This is a genomic window from Fodinibius salicampi (assembly GCF_039545095.1).
In the GTDB taxonomy this organism is placed as follows: Bacteria; Bacteroidota; Rhodothermia; order Balneolales; family Balneolaceae; genus Fodinibius; species Fodinibius salicampi.
On record NZ_BAABRS010000001.1, the window covers coordinates 1,480,022 to 1,496,196 of the forward strand.

At 41.5% G+C, this 16,175-nt stretch carries 19 protein-coding genes; 11 read left to right on the plus strand and 8 right to left on the minus strand.

Translation table 11 applies throughout. The annotated features are described in order from the left end of the window. Nucleotide 1: 1 nt before the first annotated feature. From rpsF to nuoL, 5 genes are all read right to left on the minus strand, one after another. The gene (gene rpsF, locus ABEB05_RS06160; protein ID WP_265788469.1) at nt 2-385 is read right to left on the minus strand and encodes a 30S ribosomal protein S6; all 384 of its coding nucleotides are present in this window, start codon (nt 383-385) and stop codon (nt 2-4) included. Nucleotides 386-562: 177 nt separating this feature from the next. Continuing rightward, nucleotides 563-2,011 (minus strand): NADH-quinone oxidoreductase subunit N, encoded by a 1,449-nt coding sequence (locus tag ABEB05_RS06165; RefSeq protein WP_265788471.1) that lies wholly within the window; start codon nt 2,009-2,011, stop codon nt 563-565. Between the two features lie 4 nt (nt 2,012-2,015). Next, complete coding sequence (locus ABEB05_RS06170) at nt 2,016-2,306, minus strand: 4a-hydroxytetrahydrobiopterin dehydratase (RefSeq protein WP_265788473.1); 291 nt, start codon at nt 2,304-2,306, stop codon at nt 2,016-2,018. A 4-nt stretch (nt 2,307-2,310) separates the two neighbouring features. Then, nucleotides 2,311-3,918: a complex I subunit 4 family protein gene (locus tag ABEB05_RS06175; protein ID WP_265788475.1), complete on the minus strand. Its 1,608-nt coding sequence runs from the start codon at nt 3,916-3,918 to the stop codon at nt 2,311-2,313. A 13-nt stretch (nt 3,919-3,931) separates the two neighbouring features. Further along, nucleotides 3,932-5,953: an NADH-quinone oxidoreductase subunit L gene (gene nuoL, locus ABEB05_RS06180; protein ID WP_265788477.1), complete on the minus strand. Its 2,022-nt coding sequence runs from the start codon at nt 5,951-5,953 to the stop codon at nt 3,932-3,934. A gap of 498 nt (nt 5,954-6,451) precedes the next feature. On the opposite strand from nuoL, the gene ABEB05_RS06185 reads away from it, so the two are divergent. The 11 genes from ABEB05_RS06185 to ABEB05_RS06235 are packed head-to-tail and all read left to right on the plus strand — an operon-like array spanning nt 6,452 to nt 13,895. Beyond that, entirely contained in the window at nt 6,452-7,009 is a 558-nt protein-coding gene (locus tag ABEB05_RS06185) for a Na+/H+ antiporter subunit E (RefSeq protein ID WP_265788478.1), read from the plus strand. Further along, on the plus strand, nt 7,009-7,284 hold the full coding sequence (locus tag ABEB05_RS06190) for an MrpF/PhaF family protein (protein ID WP_265788480.1): 276 nt from the start codon (nt 7,009-7,011) through the stop codon (nt 7,282-7,284). The genes ABEB05_RS06185 and ABEB05_RS06190 overlap by 1 nt, the downstream gene beginning before the upstream one ends. Then, nucleotides 7,274-7,603, plus strand: coding sequence for a monovalent cation/H(+) antiporter subunit G (gene mnhG / locus ABEB05_RS06195; protein ID WP_265788482.1), 330 nt, complete (start codon nt 7,274-7,276; stop codon nt 7,601-7,603). Before ABEB05_RS06190 ends, mnhG begins: the two co-directional genes overlap by 11 nt. A 41-nt stretch (nt 7,604-7,644) precedes the next feature. Next, entirely contained in the window at nt 7,645-7,854 is a 210-nt protein-coding gene (locus tag ABEB05_RS06200; protein ID WP_265788483.1) for a Na(+)/H(+) antiporter subunit B, read from the plus strand. Continuing rightward, a complete protein-coding gene (mbhE, locus tag ABEB05_RS06205; RefSeq protein ID WP_265788485.1) occupies nt 7,851-8,156 on the plus strand; it encodes a hydrogen gas-evolving membrane-bound hydrogenase subunit E in 306 nt (101 codons plus the stop codon). The genes ABEB05_RS06200 and mbhE overlap by 4 nt, the downstream gene beginning before the upstream one ends. Continuing rightward, entirely contained in the window at nt 8,153-8,590 is a 438-nt protein-coding gene (locus tag ABEB05_RS06210; protein ID WP_265788487.1) for an MnhB domain-containing protein, read from the plus strand. The genes mbhE and ABEB05_RS06210 overlap by 4 nt, the downstream gene beginning before the upstream one ends. After that, nucleotides 8,587-8,955 (plus strand): cation:proton antiporter subunit C, encoded by a 369-nt coding sequence (locus ABEB05_RS06215; RefSeq protein ID WP_265788490.1) that lies wholly within the window; start codon nt 8,587-8,589, stop codon nt 8,953-8,955. The genes ABEB05_RS06210 and ABEB05_RS06215 overlap by 4 nt, the downstream gene beginning before the upstream one ends. After that, nucleotides 8,952-10,451 carry a complex I subunit 5 family protein gene (locus tag ABEB05_RS06220; RefSeq protein ID WP_265788492.1) on the plus strand — a complete coding sequence of 500 codons (1,500 nt, stop codon included), beginning with the start codon at nt 8,952-8,954 and terminating at the stop codon, nt 10,449-10,451. The genes ABEB05_RS06215 and ABEB05_RS06220 overlap by 4 nt, the downstream gene beginning before the upstream one ends. A gap of 21 nt (nt 10,452-10,472) precedes the next feature. Further along, nucleotides 10,473-11,957 (plus strand): monovalent cation/H+ antiporter subunit D family protein, encoded by a 1,485-nt coding sequence (locus ABEB05_RS06225; RefSeq protein ID WP_265788494.1) that lies wholly within the window; start codon nt 10,473-10,475, stop codon nt 11,955-11,957. Between the two features lie 2 nt (nt 11,958-11,959). Further along, entirely contained in the window at nt 11,960-12,175 is a 216-nt protein-coding gene (locus ABEB05_RS06230) for a hypothetical protein (protein WP_265788496.1), read from the plus strand. Beyond that, nucleotides 12,165-13,895, plus strand: a complete 1,731-nt coding sequence (locus ABEB05_RS06235) for a Na(+)/H(+) antiporter subunit D (RefSeq protein WP_265788498.1) — start codon at nt 12,165-12,167, stop codon at nt 13,893-13,895. The genes ABEB05_RS06230 and ABEB05_RS06235 overlap by 11 nt, the downstream gene beginning before the upstream one ends. A gap of 438 nt (nt 13,896-14,333) precedes the next feature. Here the strand turns inward: ABEB05_RS06235 and nuoK are convergent, their stop codons facing one another. From nuoK to ABEB05_RS06250, 3 genes are all read right to left on the minus strand, one after another. Further along, a complete protein-coding gene (gene nuoK, locus ABEB05_RS06240) occupies nt 14,334-14,636 on the minus strand; it encodes an NADH-quinone oxidoreductase subunit NuoK (RefSeq protein WP_265788500.1) in 303 nt (100 codons plus the stop codon). A 1-nt stretch (nt 14,637) separates the two neighbouring features. Then, nucleotides 14,638-15,156, minus strand: coding sequence for an NADH-quinone oxidoreductase subunit J family protein (locus ABEB05_RS06245; RefSeq protein WP_265788502.1), 519 nt, complete (start codon nt 15,154-15,156; stop codon nt 14,638-14,640). A 126-nt stretch (nt 15,157-15,282) separates the two neighbouring features. Then, entirely contained in the window at nt 15,283-16,098 is an 816-nt protein-coding gene (locus ABEB05_RS06250) for an undecaprenyl-diphosphate phosphatase (protein WP_265788503.1), read from the minus strand. Nucleotides 16,099-16,175: the final 77 nt, after the last annotated feature.

The window sequence follows — 16,175 nt, forward strand, 5'->3', positions numbered from 1 at the left end:
ATTAATCTTCGTCTTCCTCTTCTTCCTCCTCATCATCAACAAAGACGGTAGGTACCGCATTCTTGCGCTGAAGTTCGCGATGACGCAACATTTTAGCATCATACTTCAGCGTCAAATAACGCATAATATGATCATCAATTCGGAGGGCACGCTCCAGCTTTTCTATGAGTTCGCCGGGAGCATTAAAATAAGCGTTTACATAGTAACCACTCGTTTTTTTATCCATCTCAAATTCAAACTTGCGGATTCCCCATTCATCCACTTCATCAATTTCTCCACCATTATCTCTGATAAACTCAGTGAATTTTTCAACGATCTCTTCGTATTGATCGTCTTCCAATACGGGATTTATAATATAGGTTAGCTCGTAATAGTTTTTACTCATGTGATATGTTCCTTTGGTTGTTTCTGTTTGAAACAGCCGACATAGTGACTTTCACTTGTCAGCAGGCAGGCAAAAATAGCGTTTTTTGCTATGAATTACAATTACTGCAGCAATAAACCTCTTTTCTCCGGAATAATAATTTAATCTTTCCGATTTTTAACGGGTATTAAAACTAGATTAAAAGAGGCTAGCCGTTACCCAGTCACCGGCATAGTAAGAGGAAAGCAAGTCATGCAATCCGCCAAATGCCACGCCAAAATATACGGTCATAATAGCCAATACAATAAGTGTGGTGCGATATACAATTCCTGAATGAACGAAAGGCACATCTTTATTCGGCTCGCGGAAGTACATGTAGACCATAGGACGCAAATAATAATAAACACTGGCAGCGCTGGCTAAAACACCAATTACAGCCAAAGTAACCATTCCCGCATTCACTGCGGCAGCAAAGACCAGATATTTTCCAAAGAAACCAACCAGTGGTGGTATACCTGCAAGTGAAAATAAAAAGATAGAAAGCATCACTCCCATTAGTGGACGTTTAAAGCCAAGGCCGGAATAGTTGTTTACATCTGTAAAATCGAGTCCCTGTTGACGCTCATAATAGGCCACCACACCGAATGCACCAACATTCATAATAGTATAGGCAAACAGATAATAGAGGACCGCGCTGTATCCTTCGGGCGTACCGGCAGCCAATCCAACCAGCAGATAACCCGCATGAGCGATACTCGAATAGGCCAGCATCCGTTTAATATTATCTTGTACCAGGGCAATAATATTGCCCAGAATCATCGTCAATATGGCCACAACTGTTAATAAAGCAGACCAATCTGCCGTTTCTGCCGGTAACATCTTAGATACCACCAGAATAAGGGCGATAAATGAAGCCGACTTGGAAGCCGTAGCCATATAGGCCGTAAGTGTAGTCGGGGTACCCTGATAGACATCGGGCGTCCACATATGAAAAGGGACAGCAGACACCTTAAAGAAAAAGCCTACAAGCAACAATCCTCCTCCAGCGAGAAACAATAAGTCCGGACTTGCCTGCTGAGCAATTTCCGGCAAACTTAAAGATCCGGTTGCTCCGTACAATAATGCCATACCATACAACAAAAACCCGGTTGAAAAAGCGCCCAATAAGAAATATTTGAGAGCAGCTTCCGCCCCACTTTTACGCTCTTTTATGAGCCCGGCAAGGACATACAGGCACATTGACATCGTTTCCAGACCAATAAAAATCATGATCAAATTATTGGCACTGGCCAGAGCAGTCATTCCCGCTGTAGCAAATAATATCATGGCATATACTTCACCAAAATCATGTTCAATAGCCTGTAGGTATTCCCTGGATATTAATACACAGAAAAGTGATCCGAATAATACCACGGCAGTACCAAAAGCAGAAACACCTCCATAGGTAATCATTCCGGAAAAGGCTTCTCCCACGGGACCAAACATATCTACAACAGCCAAAGCCAAGCCAGCTGTTAATGCAACAACAGTTACACCAAAAATCCCGCCATGGTCATCTTTGTATGCATCTATTAACAGGGCGATAAGTCCCGCTACCGCTACTATTGTGCCGGGTAAAAAAGCGTTTAGGTCGTGTAAGTAATCCATTCAATTAATTGTTATACAGTGACTCTATCGATTTTGCAAGTTTAACATCTTTTTCGGTAACCTTTCCGCCAGCATCATGGGTGGAAAGTGAAATATTAACCGTGTTATAAACATTCATTATTTCCGGATGATGGACCTGATCTTCGGCCTCATAAGAGATACGCACCAAAAAACTAATCGCATCTCTAAAATTATCGAAGCTGTATTCTTTGCTTATTTTATCATTGCCGTATTCCCATTCCGGAAGATCCTGGATTGCTTTCTCAATTTCTTCTGAGGTAAGTGGTTGTGCCATAGTACTACTTTGTTTTGCTTTGCGATGCTAATTCATCCGTCACATCATATAATGTAGAAGCCCATTCAGGTAGTTCCTGAGTGCTAGCTGACTGTTTGATAGCTATCCGCTTTTCTTCTGAAGATTCCAGCAATTCATTTACCTGGGCTTCAGAATATTGAGTAAAATCGACGGGACGAACTCCAATCCAGAACATCAAAATAACAAGTGGTACTAAAATACCGATCTCCCGAGCATTAAGATCATTAAGCTTCTCATTTACCTTATGCTTAAGCGGGCCAAACATGACTCGCTGGTACATCCACAACATATAAACTGCGGCCAGTATAACACCCAACGCTGCAAAAACAGCAAAAGCATTTTGCGGGATTACTTCTGAATTAAATGCACCATTCAGGATGAGAAACTCACCAATAAATCCATTTAATCCCGGTAACCCTATAGAGGCAAGCGTAGCGATCATAAACATAACTGCAAAAACCGGGATCACCTTGGCGATGCCTCCAAAATCTTCAATCATCCGGGTATGTCTCCGGTCATAAATCATTCCAACAATAAGGAAAAGCGCTCCGGTGGAAAGACCGTGATTAATCATCTGGATAATGGCCCCCTGTACCCCTATAACATTCACTGCAAAAAGCCCCAGCACTACAAATCCCAAGTGGCTTACTGAAGAATAGGCTACTAATTTCTTTACATCCTTTTGAACCATTGCCACCAAGGCTCCGTAAATAATTCCAACTACAGCCAGCGCTGCCATATAAGGAGCAAATTCAACAAACGCATTGGGGAAAATTGGCAAGCAAATTCGAAGCAGGCCGTATGTTCCGATTTTCAACATAATAGCTGCCAATACGACCGATCCCGCCGTAGGTGCTTCGGTATGGGCATACGGCAACCATGTATGAAATGGGAAGAGAGGAACCTTAATACAAAACGCCAAAGCAAAAGCAGCGAACAAATAGGTTTGCTCGACAAGACCTATTTGATACTCACTACCGGATAGAAATCGCCAGTCGGAACTAAAAGCATAACCTTCCATAAATGAACCGGCATCGTATCCTACATAAATTAATCCCACCAGCATAATGAGCGAACCCACCATGGTATACACAAAGAATTTAACGGTGGCATGGATACGTCCCTTCCCTCCCCATATTCCAATAAGGAAGTACATAGGAATCAAAGAAAGTTCAAAAAACACATAGAAAACAACCAGATCCAGGGAAGCGAACACACCCATGGAAGCCGTCTGTAAAAGCAGCAGCATGGAATAGTATCCGGCTAAGTGTTTCTTTACCGAATCCCATGAAGACAGGATTACAAGAGGCCCCATCAATGTTGTAAGCATAAACAACAGCAAACTAAGTCCATCCAACCCTATCAGGTATTTAATATCCATTCCCCCGAGCAGTGGAGCTCCCTCCGTAAGATATTGTGCCGCTCCGGAATTGGCGATGTCAAAATTAAACAACAACGGAAGTGAAAGTATAAACGTAGCTGTGGTAGCTATTAAACTAATCCACTTGGTGGCCTTGTTATTTCGCGTTACCAAAATAGCGGCAATACCGACAAGCGGTAAATAGATACAAATATTTAGTAGTAACTCCATCTTACAGTTTAATTTACAGGATCAACATACTTAATACGATAATAACACCTAACACCAGAGCGAGAGCATAACTGCTGACAACTCCCGTTTGGATATACCGGAATACGCTACCAAAAAGTCGAACAATTCCCCCCACGGCATTTACTATACCATCTATAATCTTCATATCAAATCTCGCAAGCCCTTTGTCAGAAAAGCGGACCAGTGGATGAACTACAAGCCCTTCGTAAAACTCATCGAGATTGTATTTTTCTTGCCAAACCTCATAGAAAACACCAAATCGGTTAGCAAGAGTAGCATCTGACTCTTCAGTAGCCCCACTACCATACATTCGATATGCTACGTAAACCCCGCCAACAGCCACGAGCACTGATATCACCAGAAGCAGCCACTCCGTAGAGTGAGACAAGGCTAAATCATAATCAGCTGTAATGTTGTATAGCCAGTTATGCAACAAATTAATATGCTCTTCCTGATGCGTGAAGGTGGATAGCATGAAATTTGGCACCCCCAGGAATCCACCCACAACAGAAAGGCCACCAAGCGCCCACAGGGGAATGGTCATCGTCTTAGGACTCTCATGCAAGTGTTTCTCTGCGCCGGCCGCTTCTTTAATTTTCTCAGGAAGCTTAAATTTGCCATTGAAGGTTCCAAAAGTCAGACGGAACATATAGAAGGCCGTCAGGAAGGCCGTTATAATTCCAACTCCCCACAGGAGGAAATAAAGTGATCCGGCGAATTCGCCGAACCCTGCGTTAAAGGTAAAAGCCAGAATTTCATCCTTCGAGAAGAAACCGGCCAGCGGTGGAATACCCGCAATAGCAACCGTAGCAATTAAAAACGTTTTATAAGTGGAAGGCATGTACTCCTTCAATCCCCCCATATTCCGCATATCCTGCGGATCAAAATGCACATCCTTGCCCTCTTCGTGCAGCTCGTGCTCCACATGTTCCATGGTATGAATGACAGAACCTGATCCCAGGAAAAGCAGTGCTTTAAAGAAAGCATGTGTCACAACATGGAACATGGCTGCAATAAAGGCGCCCGAACCCAGTGCCAGGAACATATAGCCCAGCTGAGACACGGTAGAATAAGCCAGCACCCGTTTAATATCATTTTGCGTAAGGGCAATAGTAGCTGCAACAATAGCCGTCAGCGCTCCTATCACTGCAATAATCATCATCACTTCCGGAGACATCACGAACATAGGAGACATACGCGATATCAGGTAGATACCAGACGTAACCATGGTGGCAGCGTGAATAAGAGCCGATACAGAAGTGGGACCGGCCATCGCATCCGGTAGCCACACAAAAAGTGGAATCTGAGCGCTCTTACCCGTTGCTCCTATAAACATTAGCAGCCCAATCCAAAATTTAGCATCAGAGGGTATGGCATCCAGACTGCTTAGAATATTATCAAAATCAAGACTTCCTATATATTGAAAGGTCATAAACATCGCTATAAGGAAAGCGAAGTCCCCTACCCTGTTATACAAAAATGCCTTCTTTGCCGCATCCGACTTGGACATATCAGTATACCAAAAACCGATCAGAAGATACGAACATAGTCCAACGCCCTCCCAGCCGAGAAATAAAAGCAACAGGTTATCGGCCAGTACCAAATTCAGCATGGCAAAAATAAAGAGATTCAAATAGGCAAAGAATTTCCAATAACCCTCATCTCCCCACATATAGCCGATAGAATAGAGATGAATCAAAAATCCAACGCCTGTAACTACCAGCGTCATTAAAAGAGAAAGCTGATCGACTTGGTAGGCGATATCGACGCTAAAGCTACCGACCTCAATCCATGTAAAAAGTTCGGCGAAGATCGGGGCTGAGTCTTGCCCCATATTAAAGAAGAAATAAACAGCAATAGCAAAAGGAAGGAATACAGCAGCATTAGCTATAGTACCGATCAATCCCTTTTTCTCCCGAAAGGAATCAGAACTTAATCCAATAAGTCCATTAATAAGAAATCCCAATAGCGGGAGTATGACAATCAGACTTGTAAGCGTAGTAGCAAAATCCATTTATAATGATATTTCAGTATTGAATCCTACAAAAAATTGTCGACCCATAAGTAGCCAACACCCCAGGCTTTCCCAAGGAGAAATTATCAGGTGGCAAAGATACAAAAAAGTAATTGAAGGTAAAGACTAAACTTCACAATATTTCTGTCAATACTTTTATTTAGTTGCTTTCTAAATTAGCTTCATTCCCTTTTTGTTACTAATGTCTATACTTTCACCACAATTATATAATATTTTGTTAAAAGTCAGGCGAAGAGATTGATCGAATGTAAGCCTTGGATATTTTCTACTGCAAAAAAGGAAGAATTGAATTTTCAAATATTGAACGGCTTTTTTATTTTCACCTCAAACTAAATTCAGATCGCAATCTAAATTTAAAAGAGTTGTTAAATCCATACTAGTCGTGCGATTTCTATTTTAGGTCTAACATAGATTTTGTATGTTTAGCGACCATTTTGTTTTGATTATTAGCATTCACTAACAATAAGGACAGATCCTTTGAAGACCTTATCAATCCGGAGTTTCATTGTTTCTTTTGTCACCTTGATGGCCTTCTGGTACATTATGAGTGGCTTTTTTGACCCCATCCACAGTCTTATGGGTGTGGTTAGCGTTGCGGGAGTTATGGCACTCAATTACCAATTAAAAAAGCATAAGTATTTTGATGATGAGGTTGATGTATTAGATGATATACGGTACGGACGGCTTATCTTTTATTTAGTATGGATGTCTTGGCAAATTATTGTCTCGGGAATTCAGGTCGCACGCCTCATACTTACGCCTTCTTTACCGGTCAAACAAAGAATGGTACGCTTTAAGGTGGATCTACCCAGCGCTCATGCCAAAATGATTTTAGGAAATTCTATTACTCTTACGCCCGGTACGCTTACGGTCGATATACATGAGGACGAATTTCTCGTTCATTCTATTGATCAAAATGCCTATGAGGGCATAGTCAATGATAAAATGCCTCAGGAAGTACTAAAGCTTTTCACTAAGGACATGCATCCAGTGGTATCGGATGTAACAATTATATCAGATAACGAAAATCTGTAATGCATACTTTTTTTCTGTACAGCGCCGTCATTTTAACGGCTATTATTGCGATTCCGGCCTATCGTGTGGTCAAAGGGCCTACGGTATTCGATCGTCTGATCGGGACCAATGCCATCGCTACAAAAACTATCGCCTTGATTTGCCTGATCGGTTATCTTTTTGGCCGGATAGATATGTTTATTGATATAACACTGGCTTATGCCATTCTTGGGTTTATAGGCTCACTTACCATTGCCAAATATTTTGCTGCGACAGAGGTTCGATATGATGACTAGTATTCAGATTATATTTACGGTATTCTTTGTTATTGCGGGCATATTTTTCCTGTTGGTTGGCAGTCTTGGTACGGTTCGCCTGCCCGATTTTTATTCCCGCACCCATGCTACCAGCAAAAGTGATACACTGGGGCTTCTGTTGATCATTACAGGACTAATTATATATGAAGGGTTTCATATTAATAGTCTCAAACTGTTATTGATCTTATTATTTATTGCACTGTCAAATCCAATAGGTTCCCATGCTTTAGCTCGTGCCGCCTACGAGGCGAAGCTTAAGCCAATGTTTAAAGGGACCGATAAAAAGAAGGGGAACTGAGACTGATGTATTGGGAATTTGAACTTATATTATTTTGCTTTTTGCTCACTACGGCAATTATCGCTCTTGAAGCAGATGATTTACTCATAGCAGTTGTTATGCTCACGATCTTCAGCTTTTTGAATGCCCTCTTGTTTACAACAATGGGAGCTGTAGACGTTGGGTTTACAGAGGCTGTAGTTGGAGCCGGGGTGACTGGTATTTTACTTGTCGTTGCCATCTATCAAACCACATACGAGACAGTAGATTGAAGAATTACATCCAGCTTTTTCTCATTATTTGCTTTACGGCGCTCCTGCTTTTTGCGTCAATGGCTTTGCCGTATCGCGGTGATGTGGACAATCAAATGAATCAGGAAACGAGTATTACCGGTACAGAAGTACCCGGTAATTATTATGTACAGGAGGCCTATCACGATGCTCACACCAATAATATGGTTACGGTTGTATTAGGAGATTATCGTAGTATTGATACGCTTGGAGAACAAATTGTAATCTTTACGGCAGGTATGATCTGCTTTCTGCTTTTGAGAAAACACAGGGAAGACGAATGAAAAAACGTGTAGCAAGCCCAATTGTATTATTAGGCTCACGACTTTTAAGCCCTTACATCATGGTTTTTGGACTCTATGTGATCTTTCACGGTCACTATAGTCCCGGTGGTGGTTTTCAGGGTGGTACTCTTCTGGCAGCCTCTCTGCTTCTCATACGTATTTCAAGCGGTCGTCGTATTTCGCGCATTCAATTCAGTGATTATCTCACTACTCCCCTGGCGGTTGTTGGGGTACTCATATATTTTGGTACGGGTTTAGTTGCCCTATTTGCCGGCGGATATTTCCTTGATTATGGTCAATTGCCAATTCCAGGCCTCGATGGGGCTGAATTAAGGTACTGGGGAATTTTAATTATTGAACTGGGTATTGGCCTAACCGTTATGGCAGTACTTGTATCTATTTTTGATGATATGGTTAGAGGAGAAGACGAATGATTGATTTTGTACTCGGACACTACGCTTACTGGTTCACAATTATCCTGTTGGCTATCGGACTCTATGGGATGCTTATAAAAGATAACCTTGTCAAAAAAATAATTGGATTATCCATCTTTCAAACCGGGGTTATCTTATTTTTTGTTTCTGTCGCTAGCAAATGGGATGCAACGGTACCGGTTAAAAGTGAAGCGTTCCCTATAACAGAGGTTAGTAATTACATGAATCCTCTACCCCATACCCTCATGCTTACAGCTATTGTAGTGGGAGTTGCAACACTAGGCGTAGCCTTTGCACTGCTTATTACGATCTACAACCGCTACGAGACCCTGAACGAACAAGAACTGTTAGAGAAGATTCAATGATCGGATCAGATATACCGGCTTTAATTCCTTTTACATTTCTGGCATTTGCTATCCTAATTCCTCTTTTAGGGCTATGGAAACGGCAACTATCCTATTATTGGGCTGTACTTGGTGCAGCTATTGCTACGGGCTTATCTGGGTATGGTTTCTATAACTATGTGACCGAAACAGAAACTATTCGTTATTTCTTCGGGGGTTGGGAACCACCCATAGGCATTGAGTTTGTATATGACGGACTGTCCGGCTTTATAGTGTTGGTCATAAATGCCATTGCCCTTTTTGTTCTTATCCATTCCCGGATGATCGGAAAAACAGAATTCCCTGGTAAGGTAACAGGCTACTATTCAGTTACCATGCTGTTAATGCTTGGTTTTAATGGCATGGTTTTAACGGGAGATCTCTTTAATCTCTATGTTTTCCTTGAAATTTCTTCACTTGCCAGCTATGCCCTTATCGGGATTGGAGAGAAACGAGCTCCCTATGCTGCCTTCCGCTATTTAATTATTGGTACCGTTGGCGGATCGCTATACTTATTGGGAGTCGGATTTTTATACACCATTACCGGCACGCTTAACATCATTGATATGACCGCTATGTTGCCAGAGGTTATATCAAATTCAGCTGTTATAACAGCCTTGGTATTAATAGTAGCCGGCATAGGGGTAAAAGCGGCACTCTTCCCTCTGCATGGATGGCTGCCCGATTCCTATACTTATGCCTCTTCGACTTCTTCCGCTCTTATTGCACCTATTGGCACTAAAGTTGCGGCCTATGTTCTTCTTCGAGTCGTGCTTTATCTGTTTGGAGTCGATATTGTTGATACGGCTATTCCCATTACTGAAATTATCGGTGTTCTGGCCGGAATCGGTATTTTATATGGATCAATTATGGCGATTGCCCAAAGCGAACTTAAAAAAATGCTGGCATACAGCAGTATTTCGCAAATTGGGTATATAATCATGGGCATTAGCCTTGCCAATCCATTTGGATTTATCGGAGCGGTACTCCATGTACTTAACCATGCTTTAATGAAGGCCTGTCTCTTTTTAGTAGCTGGCAATTTGAGATTGAAAGAAGGACATTCAGATATAACGAAATTTGATGAAAGCTATCGAAAAAAATATCCATGGACTATGCTGGCCTTTACAACAGCGGCATTGTCGATGGTGGGCCTGCCTCCCCTGGCTGGATTTTTCAGTAAGTGGTACCTGGCGCTTGGAACCATTGAAAACGGAAGCTGGCTGCTACTGGCAGTTATACTTTTAAGCTCGTTGCTTAATGCAGTATACTTTTTCCGAATTCTTGAAAAAGTGTACCTGCGTAATCCCGAATCGGATGAAGATAAGGCAGGCATCCTGTCTTCTTTGCGTTCTAATGAGGTCAAACCCTCTATGCTTTGGACCACTTCTGTAATTGCAGTCGGTATATTGGCTGTAGGCCTGCTGAATGCATTTATCGTTTCTGCAATTGTAACCATGTTTCCCGCTGGATTATAAACCAAGAAATTAATATTAGTAATGGAGCTTACTTTCGTACCCCTATATGCTGTACTCGCATCGCTTGCCGCGGTGCCATTTATTTTGTTGAGTTCCAACAAACCTAATCTGCGTGAATTCTGGACTATTCTGGCTGGGGTAGTTAAATTCTTACTAGTCTTAACGCTTATCCCTACTGCTTTAGAGGGTCGTACCGTTGAACTCACCCTGTTTGAAATTGCGCCGAACCTTCCTATTGAACTTCATGCCGATCCTTTTGGAGTCTTCTTTGCGATCATAGCCTCTGGTTTGTGGATTTTCACGTCCTTCTATTCCATCGGCTACATGCGGGGACATAAAGAGAAGAAGCAAACCCGCTATTTTGCAAGTTTTGCCGTATGCCTGTCTTCAACCATAGGTATCGCTTTTTCCGGAAACCTGTTAACCTTCCTCCTCTTTTATGAGATGCTGACTATTGCTACCTATCCGCTCGTTATACACAGTGAAAACAAAGAGGCAATCCGCGCGGGACGGAAATATTTGGCTTATACGTTAACAGCAGGTCTGTTGCTTATTGCAGCGGTAGGGATTACCTATTCCCTAACAGGAACCCTTGAATTCCAGCCCGGCGGTATTTTTGGAGATGTGGATCTCAGTAATACCATGGCGGTCTCTTTGTTTCTGCTTTACCTAGGCGGAGTGGGGGTTAAAGCTGGTATTATGCCAATCCACAGTTGGCTACCGTCAGCTATGGCTGCTCCTACGCCAGTTAGTGCCCTTTTACATGCGGTTGCAGTCGTAAAATCGGGTGTATTCGGAATCATTCGCGTAGTTCACTATGTGTTCGGCCCGGAAGTAATGGGCAACTTTGGATTGAATGAAATTCTTATTGTTATTGCAGGCTTTACCATCATTGTTGCTTCACTACTGGCCTTTGCCCAAGATAACCTCAAAAGACGGCTGGCTTATTCAACAGTGGGACACCTTTCCTATATTGTATTAGGAGCCGCCCTGCTCACTCCATTGGGACTCACCGGTAGTATTATGCATATATCTGCCCATGCCACGATGAAGATTACGCTTTTCTTCTGTGCAGGTGCAATTATGGTCAATCTTCATAAAAAGAATATCAGCGACTTGAATGGCATTGCTAAGGTAATGCCTTGGACCATGGGGGCATTTGTCATTGGCTCAATGGGGCTTGCGGGAATTCCTCCTATAAATGGTTTTGTAAGTAAATGGTTTTTAGGTGCAGGTGTACTGGAGGGTGGCATGATACTCCCTCTGATCATTCTAATTATAAGCGGCTTACTTAATGTGGGATATTTCTTCCCCATCATTCATCGTGCCTACTTTAAGAAAGGCGGAAAGGAATTAGAGGGGCATACGGAGGCTTCTCCCTTTATGGTTGTCCCCATTGTGATAACGGCAACCGCTTCTGTTATCTTTGGACTGTTTCCGGATCTCTTTTTCCACTTTTTCGAGCTGGCATCCAATATAGCTGAAACTGTTTTTAATACCCTGTAACTATGAAAAAATGGCACTGGATATTACTTGGAATTCTGGCAGTGATTAGCCTCATTGTTGAATTCACTATGGTAGAACACCACGGAGATTACTGGTGGAGCCATATTCCGGCATTTTATATTATCCTGGGATTTGTTGGTTCTGTTATTGTCATATTTCTCTCCAAGTGGCTGGGAAAATTAATCATCTTAAGCGACGAAGATTATTATGATCGTTGAACTTTTTACTATACCGGCTCTCATTTTAATCGCCGGAGCATTTATATTGCCGTTACTTCCCCGGCAAACGCGGGGGACAGCATTTATACTGTTTCCAACCATAGCTCTGGGCATTCTATGGATGCTTCCTGAAGGAAGTTTATTGCAGGCAACATTAGCGAATTATGAACTTCACCTACTCAAGGTCGATGCCCTAAGCCGGATTTTTGGTACCATCTTCGCCCTCATTACCATCGTAGGTGGTATCTATGCCCTTCACATGAAAGAACTAGGGCAGCAGACGTCCGCCCTTGCTTATGCCGGTGGTGCTCTGGGCGTTACTTTTGCGGGAGACTTTTTTACCCTCATTGTCTATTGGGAAATCATGGCCGTGACTTCTTCTTACCTAATTTGGGCCCGGCGTACAGAAGATTCCGATAAGGCAGGAATGCGTTATATCTTGGTCCATGCCTTTGGCGGTGGACTGTTACTCAGTGGCATATTGCTTCACTTATCGGAGGGAGGTTCATTGTTGTTAAGTCCTTTAGCTCCGGAATATACGCCATCAAGCACTTTGATACTGATCGGTGTAGCTATCAACTCCGCTATTCCTCCGCTACATGCCTGGCTGGCGGATGCTTATCCCAAAGCAACCATTACAGGCGCGGTTTTTATGTGTGCCCTTACAACTAAATCAGCGGTCTATGTATTAATCCGTCTGTTCCCTGGTTGGGATATCCTGATTTGGGCTGGCCTGGTAATGGCTATATGGGGGACTATTTATGCTTTGCTTGCCAACGATATTCGTGAGATTCTTGCCTATAGTATCATCAGTCAGATTGGTTACATGGTCACGGGTATAGGCATCGGTACCGAGATGGCTCTTAACGGGGCTGCGGCACATGCATTCAGCCATATACTGTATAAATCGCTGCTCTTTATGGGCGCCGGCGCCGTCATGTATGCCACCGGTAAAAACAAACTCTCTGAACTTGGAGGTTTTGCGAAAAAAATGCCCCTGGTTGTGATTCTTTATATCATCGGGGGATTGGCCATTTCGGGAGCTCCACTGTTTAATGGCTTTATAAGCAAGTCAATGATTATCAGCGCTGTCGGTAATGCGCATATGGAAACGGCTACCATAATACTGCTTTTAGCTTCTATAGGTACTTTCCTGCATACGGGACTAAAACTGCCCTACTTCACTTGGTTTGGACAGGCTAAAAGTGAATTTGCCGTTAGCAAAATACCCATCAATATGAAAATCGCTATGGGAATCGCTGCCTTTTTCTGTGTTTTATTCGGCATCTTTCCTTCTCTACTGTATAATCATCTTCCTTATCCAGTAGCATATCATCCATATACAGCTTACCACCTTGTGGAGATGACCCAAATATTAATATTCGGATTTATTGGTTTTTGGTTTTTGAAAGATAAACTTAACACTGCTCCCAATATCTCACTCGATCTGGATTGGTTTTATCGCCGGCCAGCTCACCTCGTCCGAGCTATTTTTGTACAACTACCGGATCGTATTTTTGCTGTTGCAGAAAATATAATGCTGGATACTGCTCAAAAGATAAGCCGTATTTCCCGTAACCCACGAAAGTATCTTTATTATGGTGATACCGATTCTACCGGTCAGCCTGTGAAAACGGATGGATTCACCACCCCTATTCACACAGCTATGGCTTTTATACTTCTGGGATTTATTGTAGTCGCCTTATTTGTATTGATATAATCTTATCTATTGAGATATTGGCGCCCAAACAAATTGTTTGACGTGTTGTGTTCCTCACGCTTTATTCCTATTAACTCATGAGCACAAGTAGTATTGGGAAATCTGTCTATTATTTTGATCTCAAATAATAACTTTCTCATATCTTTATTCAGAAGTAGACTAAACTAGTATGCTTCTCCAATAAACTATGCATCAAGTGAGGCCTTTATCCGCAAAAATTTTCCAGACAGCCTATAATTTAAATAAATCAACATTACCTTAAACCGTTACTCCTACTCAGTTTAAGCTTCGTTTAGAAAAGGCTACTCCTACTTTTAAGCGATAGGTAAAGGGATCCTTTATTTAAAAGATCGCTAATAGTTAGTCGAGAAAAGGTAAAAGATCCTTTTCATTGGGAATTGAATGTCAGCCATTTCTGGTAAAAATATTTTTAGAATATCACCAGCGAAGTAAATTAACTCTGCTGATATCAACCGAAAGATTATTCCGGAATATGGCAATAATGATTGCAAGACCTACAACCGCTTCGGCTGCCGCAACGGCCAAAGCAAAAAATACCAAAATTTGTCCGTCTATATTGCCATAGTGACTACTAAAGGAAATGAGAGATAAGTTAACAGCATTAAGCATTAACTCCACACACATAAAAATAACAATTGCATTCTTACGAATAAGTACTCCTATCATACCAATACAGAATAGGATAGCGCTAAGTGCTAAATACCAATCTATGCCAAGCATTTTATTCTTCTCTAGCAGGTTTAATTTTATGTTGTGCAACGATGAGAGCTCCTACAACGGCAGCTGTCAATAGAATTGCTGTTAGTTCAAAGGGCAACAAGTACTTGGTAAATAATACATCCCCAACGGCTTCTACCGTCCCAACCTGTGCCATTTTCTCCGATACTACGGGTAGTGTGTTTGAGAAACTTCCGATACTATAAATAAGTTGCGTAAATACTCCAACGCCAAATAGAAAAGCGACAAAGTATTTAATACGGAACTTGTTAAATAAACTTTGTTCATCATCTACATTGAGAAGCATGATCACAAAAAGAAACAGTACCATAATAGCTCCGGCGTAAACCAAAACCTGAATAACGGCCATAAATTGTGCCTGAAGCAATAAATATAACCCAGAAAGGGATACCATATTCAATACCAGGAAAAGGGCACTGTTAACCGTATTCTTGCTTATAACCATTGCCAGTCCCGATGCAATAGCTAAAACAGCCAGAAAAATGAAGAAATAAGTAATCATATCATCCAATTTGTTTTAGTGGCTTCAAAGGTAGATAAATTTAAAAACGGCATCAACTTAAATTACGAATTTTCAACTTTTTAAATCCACTCTATGTAATACTTCTGTTGCTTTAGGTAATAAGGGTTACCAGAATGAAATGAGACCGATAATCCCTATGGCCCAGCAATACCAGGCAAAGGGATGAATCCCTTTATGACGGAGTAATATAATTAAGTATTTAAGTGCGAAATAGCCGGATATGAAAGAAGTGATAAATCCGACAATAAGTCCCCACATCGTTTCAAAAGGAACTCCTACTTCGATCATTTCAATAGTTTTTAACAGCATAGCTCCGCCAATGACCGGGATAACCATTAAAAAAGAAAAATTCGCTACTTCTTCGCGCTTGATACCTAAATATAATCCAAGTGAAATAGTAGAACCGGAACGACTTATCCCCGGTAAAATAGCAAAAGCCTGAGCCAAACCTATACCAAAAGCACTTCCTTTTGTAAGCCTGTTCGGATATTCTTTTCTGAAGCTGGTGCTAAATAAAATTGCCCCCGTAACTAATAACATTATTGAAACAGGAAATGGACTCAAAAAGGTTTCTTCAATCAAATCTTCCATTGTGATTCCTACTATCATAGCCGGAATCATACTGATCAAAATAAACCAACTGAGTTTTATATTTCTATCGTCTTCATAACGTTCACTTAATTCGGCAGGATTTTTTAATAATTCCCAGATTGATAATAGAATAGCACCAATCTCTTTTTTATAATAAAGGAGAATGCTGCACAAGGTGCCAAAATGAACAACGACTTCAAATGTAATATTTTTTTCAAAGTCTCCTCCTAATAGCTCTTTTCCTAAGACAAGATGCCCCGAACTGCTTATAGGCAAAAATTCTGTAAGTCCCTGTATAAGTCCTAATATAAAAGAATCTATGATTTCCATTTATTAACTTTAGTCGTTTATATTTACAGCGCAAGAAAATAGGTATTACATTATCAAAATCTAAATCAACGGAAAAA

Coding starts and splice junctions, on each gene's coding strand:
- ABEB05_RS06165 (WP_265788471.1), bottom strand. CDS start 2,011: ATGGATTACTTACACGACCTAAACGCTTTTTTACCCGGCACAATAGTA.
- ABEB05_RS06250 (WP_265788503.1), bottom strand. CDS start 16,098: ATGGAAATCATAGATTCTTTTATATTAGGACTTATACAGGGACTTACA.
- ABEB05_RS06190 (WP_265788480.1), top strand. CDS start 7,009: ATGCATACTTTTTTTCTGTACAGCGCCGTCATTTTAACGGCTATTATT.
- rpsF (WP_265788469.1), bottom strand. CDS start 385: ATGAGTAAAAACTATTACGAGCTAACCTATATTATAAATCCCGTATTG.
- ABEB05_RS06220 (WP_265788492.1), top strand. CDS start 8,952: ATGATCGGATCAGATATACCGGCTTTAATTCCTTTTACATTTCTGGCA.
- ABEB05_RS06210 (WP_265788487.1), top strand. CDS start 8,153: ATGAAAAAACGTGTAGCAAGCCCAATTGTATTATTAGGCTCACGACTT.
- ABEB05_RS06170 (WP_265788473.1), bottom strand. CDS start 2,306: ATGGCACAACCACTTACCTCAGAAGAAATTGAGAAAGCAATCCAGGAT.
- ABEB05_RS06245 (WP_265788502.1), bottom strand. CDS start 15,156: ATGATTACTTATTTCTTCATTTTTCTGGCTGTTTTAGCTATTGCATCG.
- nuoL (WP_265788477.1), bottom strand. CDS start 5,953: ATGGATTTTGCTACTACGCTTACAAGTCTGATTGTCATACTCCCGCTA.
- ABEB05_RS06230 (WP_265788496.1), top strand. CDS start 11,960: ATGAAAAAATGGCACTGGATATTACTTGGAATTCTGGCAGTGATTAGC.
- mnhG (WP_265788482.1), top strand. CDS start 7,274: ATGATGACTAGTATTCAGATTATATTTACGGTATTCTTTGTTATTGCG.
- nuoK (WP_265788500.1), bottom strand. CDS start 14,636: ATGCTTGGCATAGATTGGTATTTAGCACTTAGCGCTATCCTATTCTGT.
- ABEB05_RS06175 (WP_265788475.1), bottom strand. CDS start 3,918: ATGGAGTTACTACTAAATATTTGTATCTATTTACCGCTTGTCGGTATT.
- ABEB05_RS06225 (WP_265788494.1), top strand. CDS start 10,473: ATGGAGCTTACTTTCGTACCCCTATATGCTGTACTCGCATCGCTTGCC.
- ABEB05_RS06235 (WP_265788498.1), top strand. CDS start 12,165: ATGATCGTTGAACTTTTTACTATACCGGCTCTCATTTTAATCGCCGGA.
- ABEB05_RS06215 (WP_265788490.1), top strand. CDS start 8,587: ATGATTGATTTTGTACTCGGACACTACGCTTACTGGTTCACAATTATC.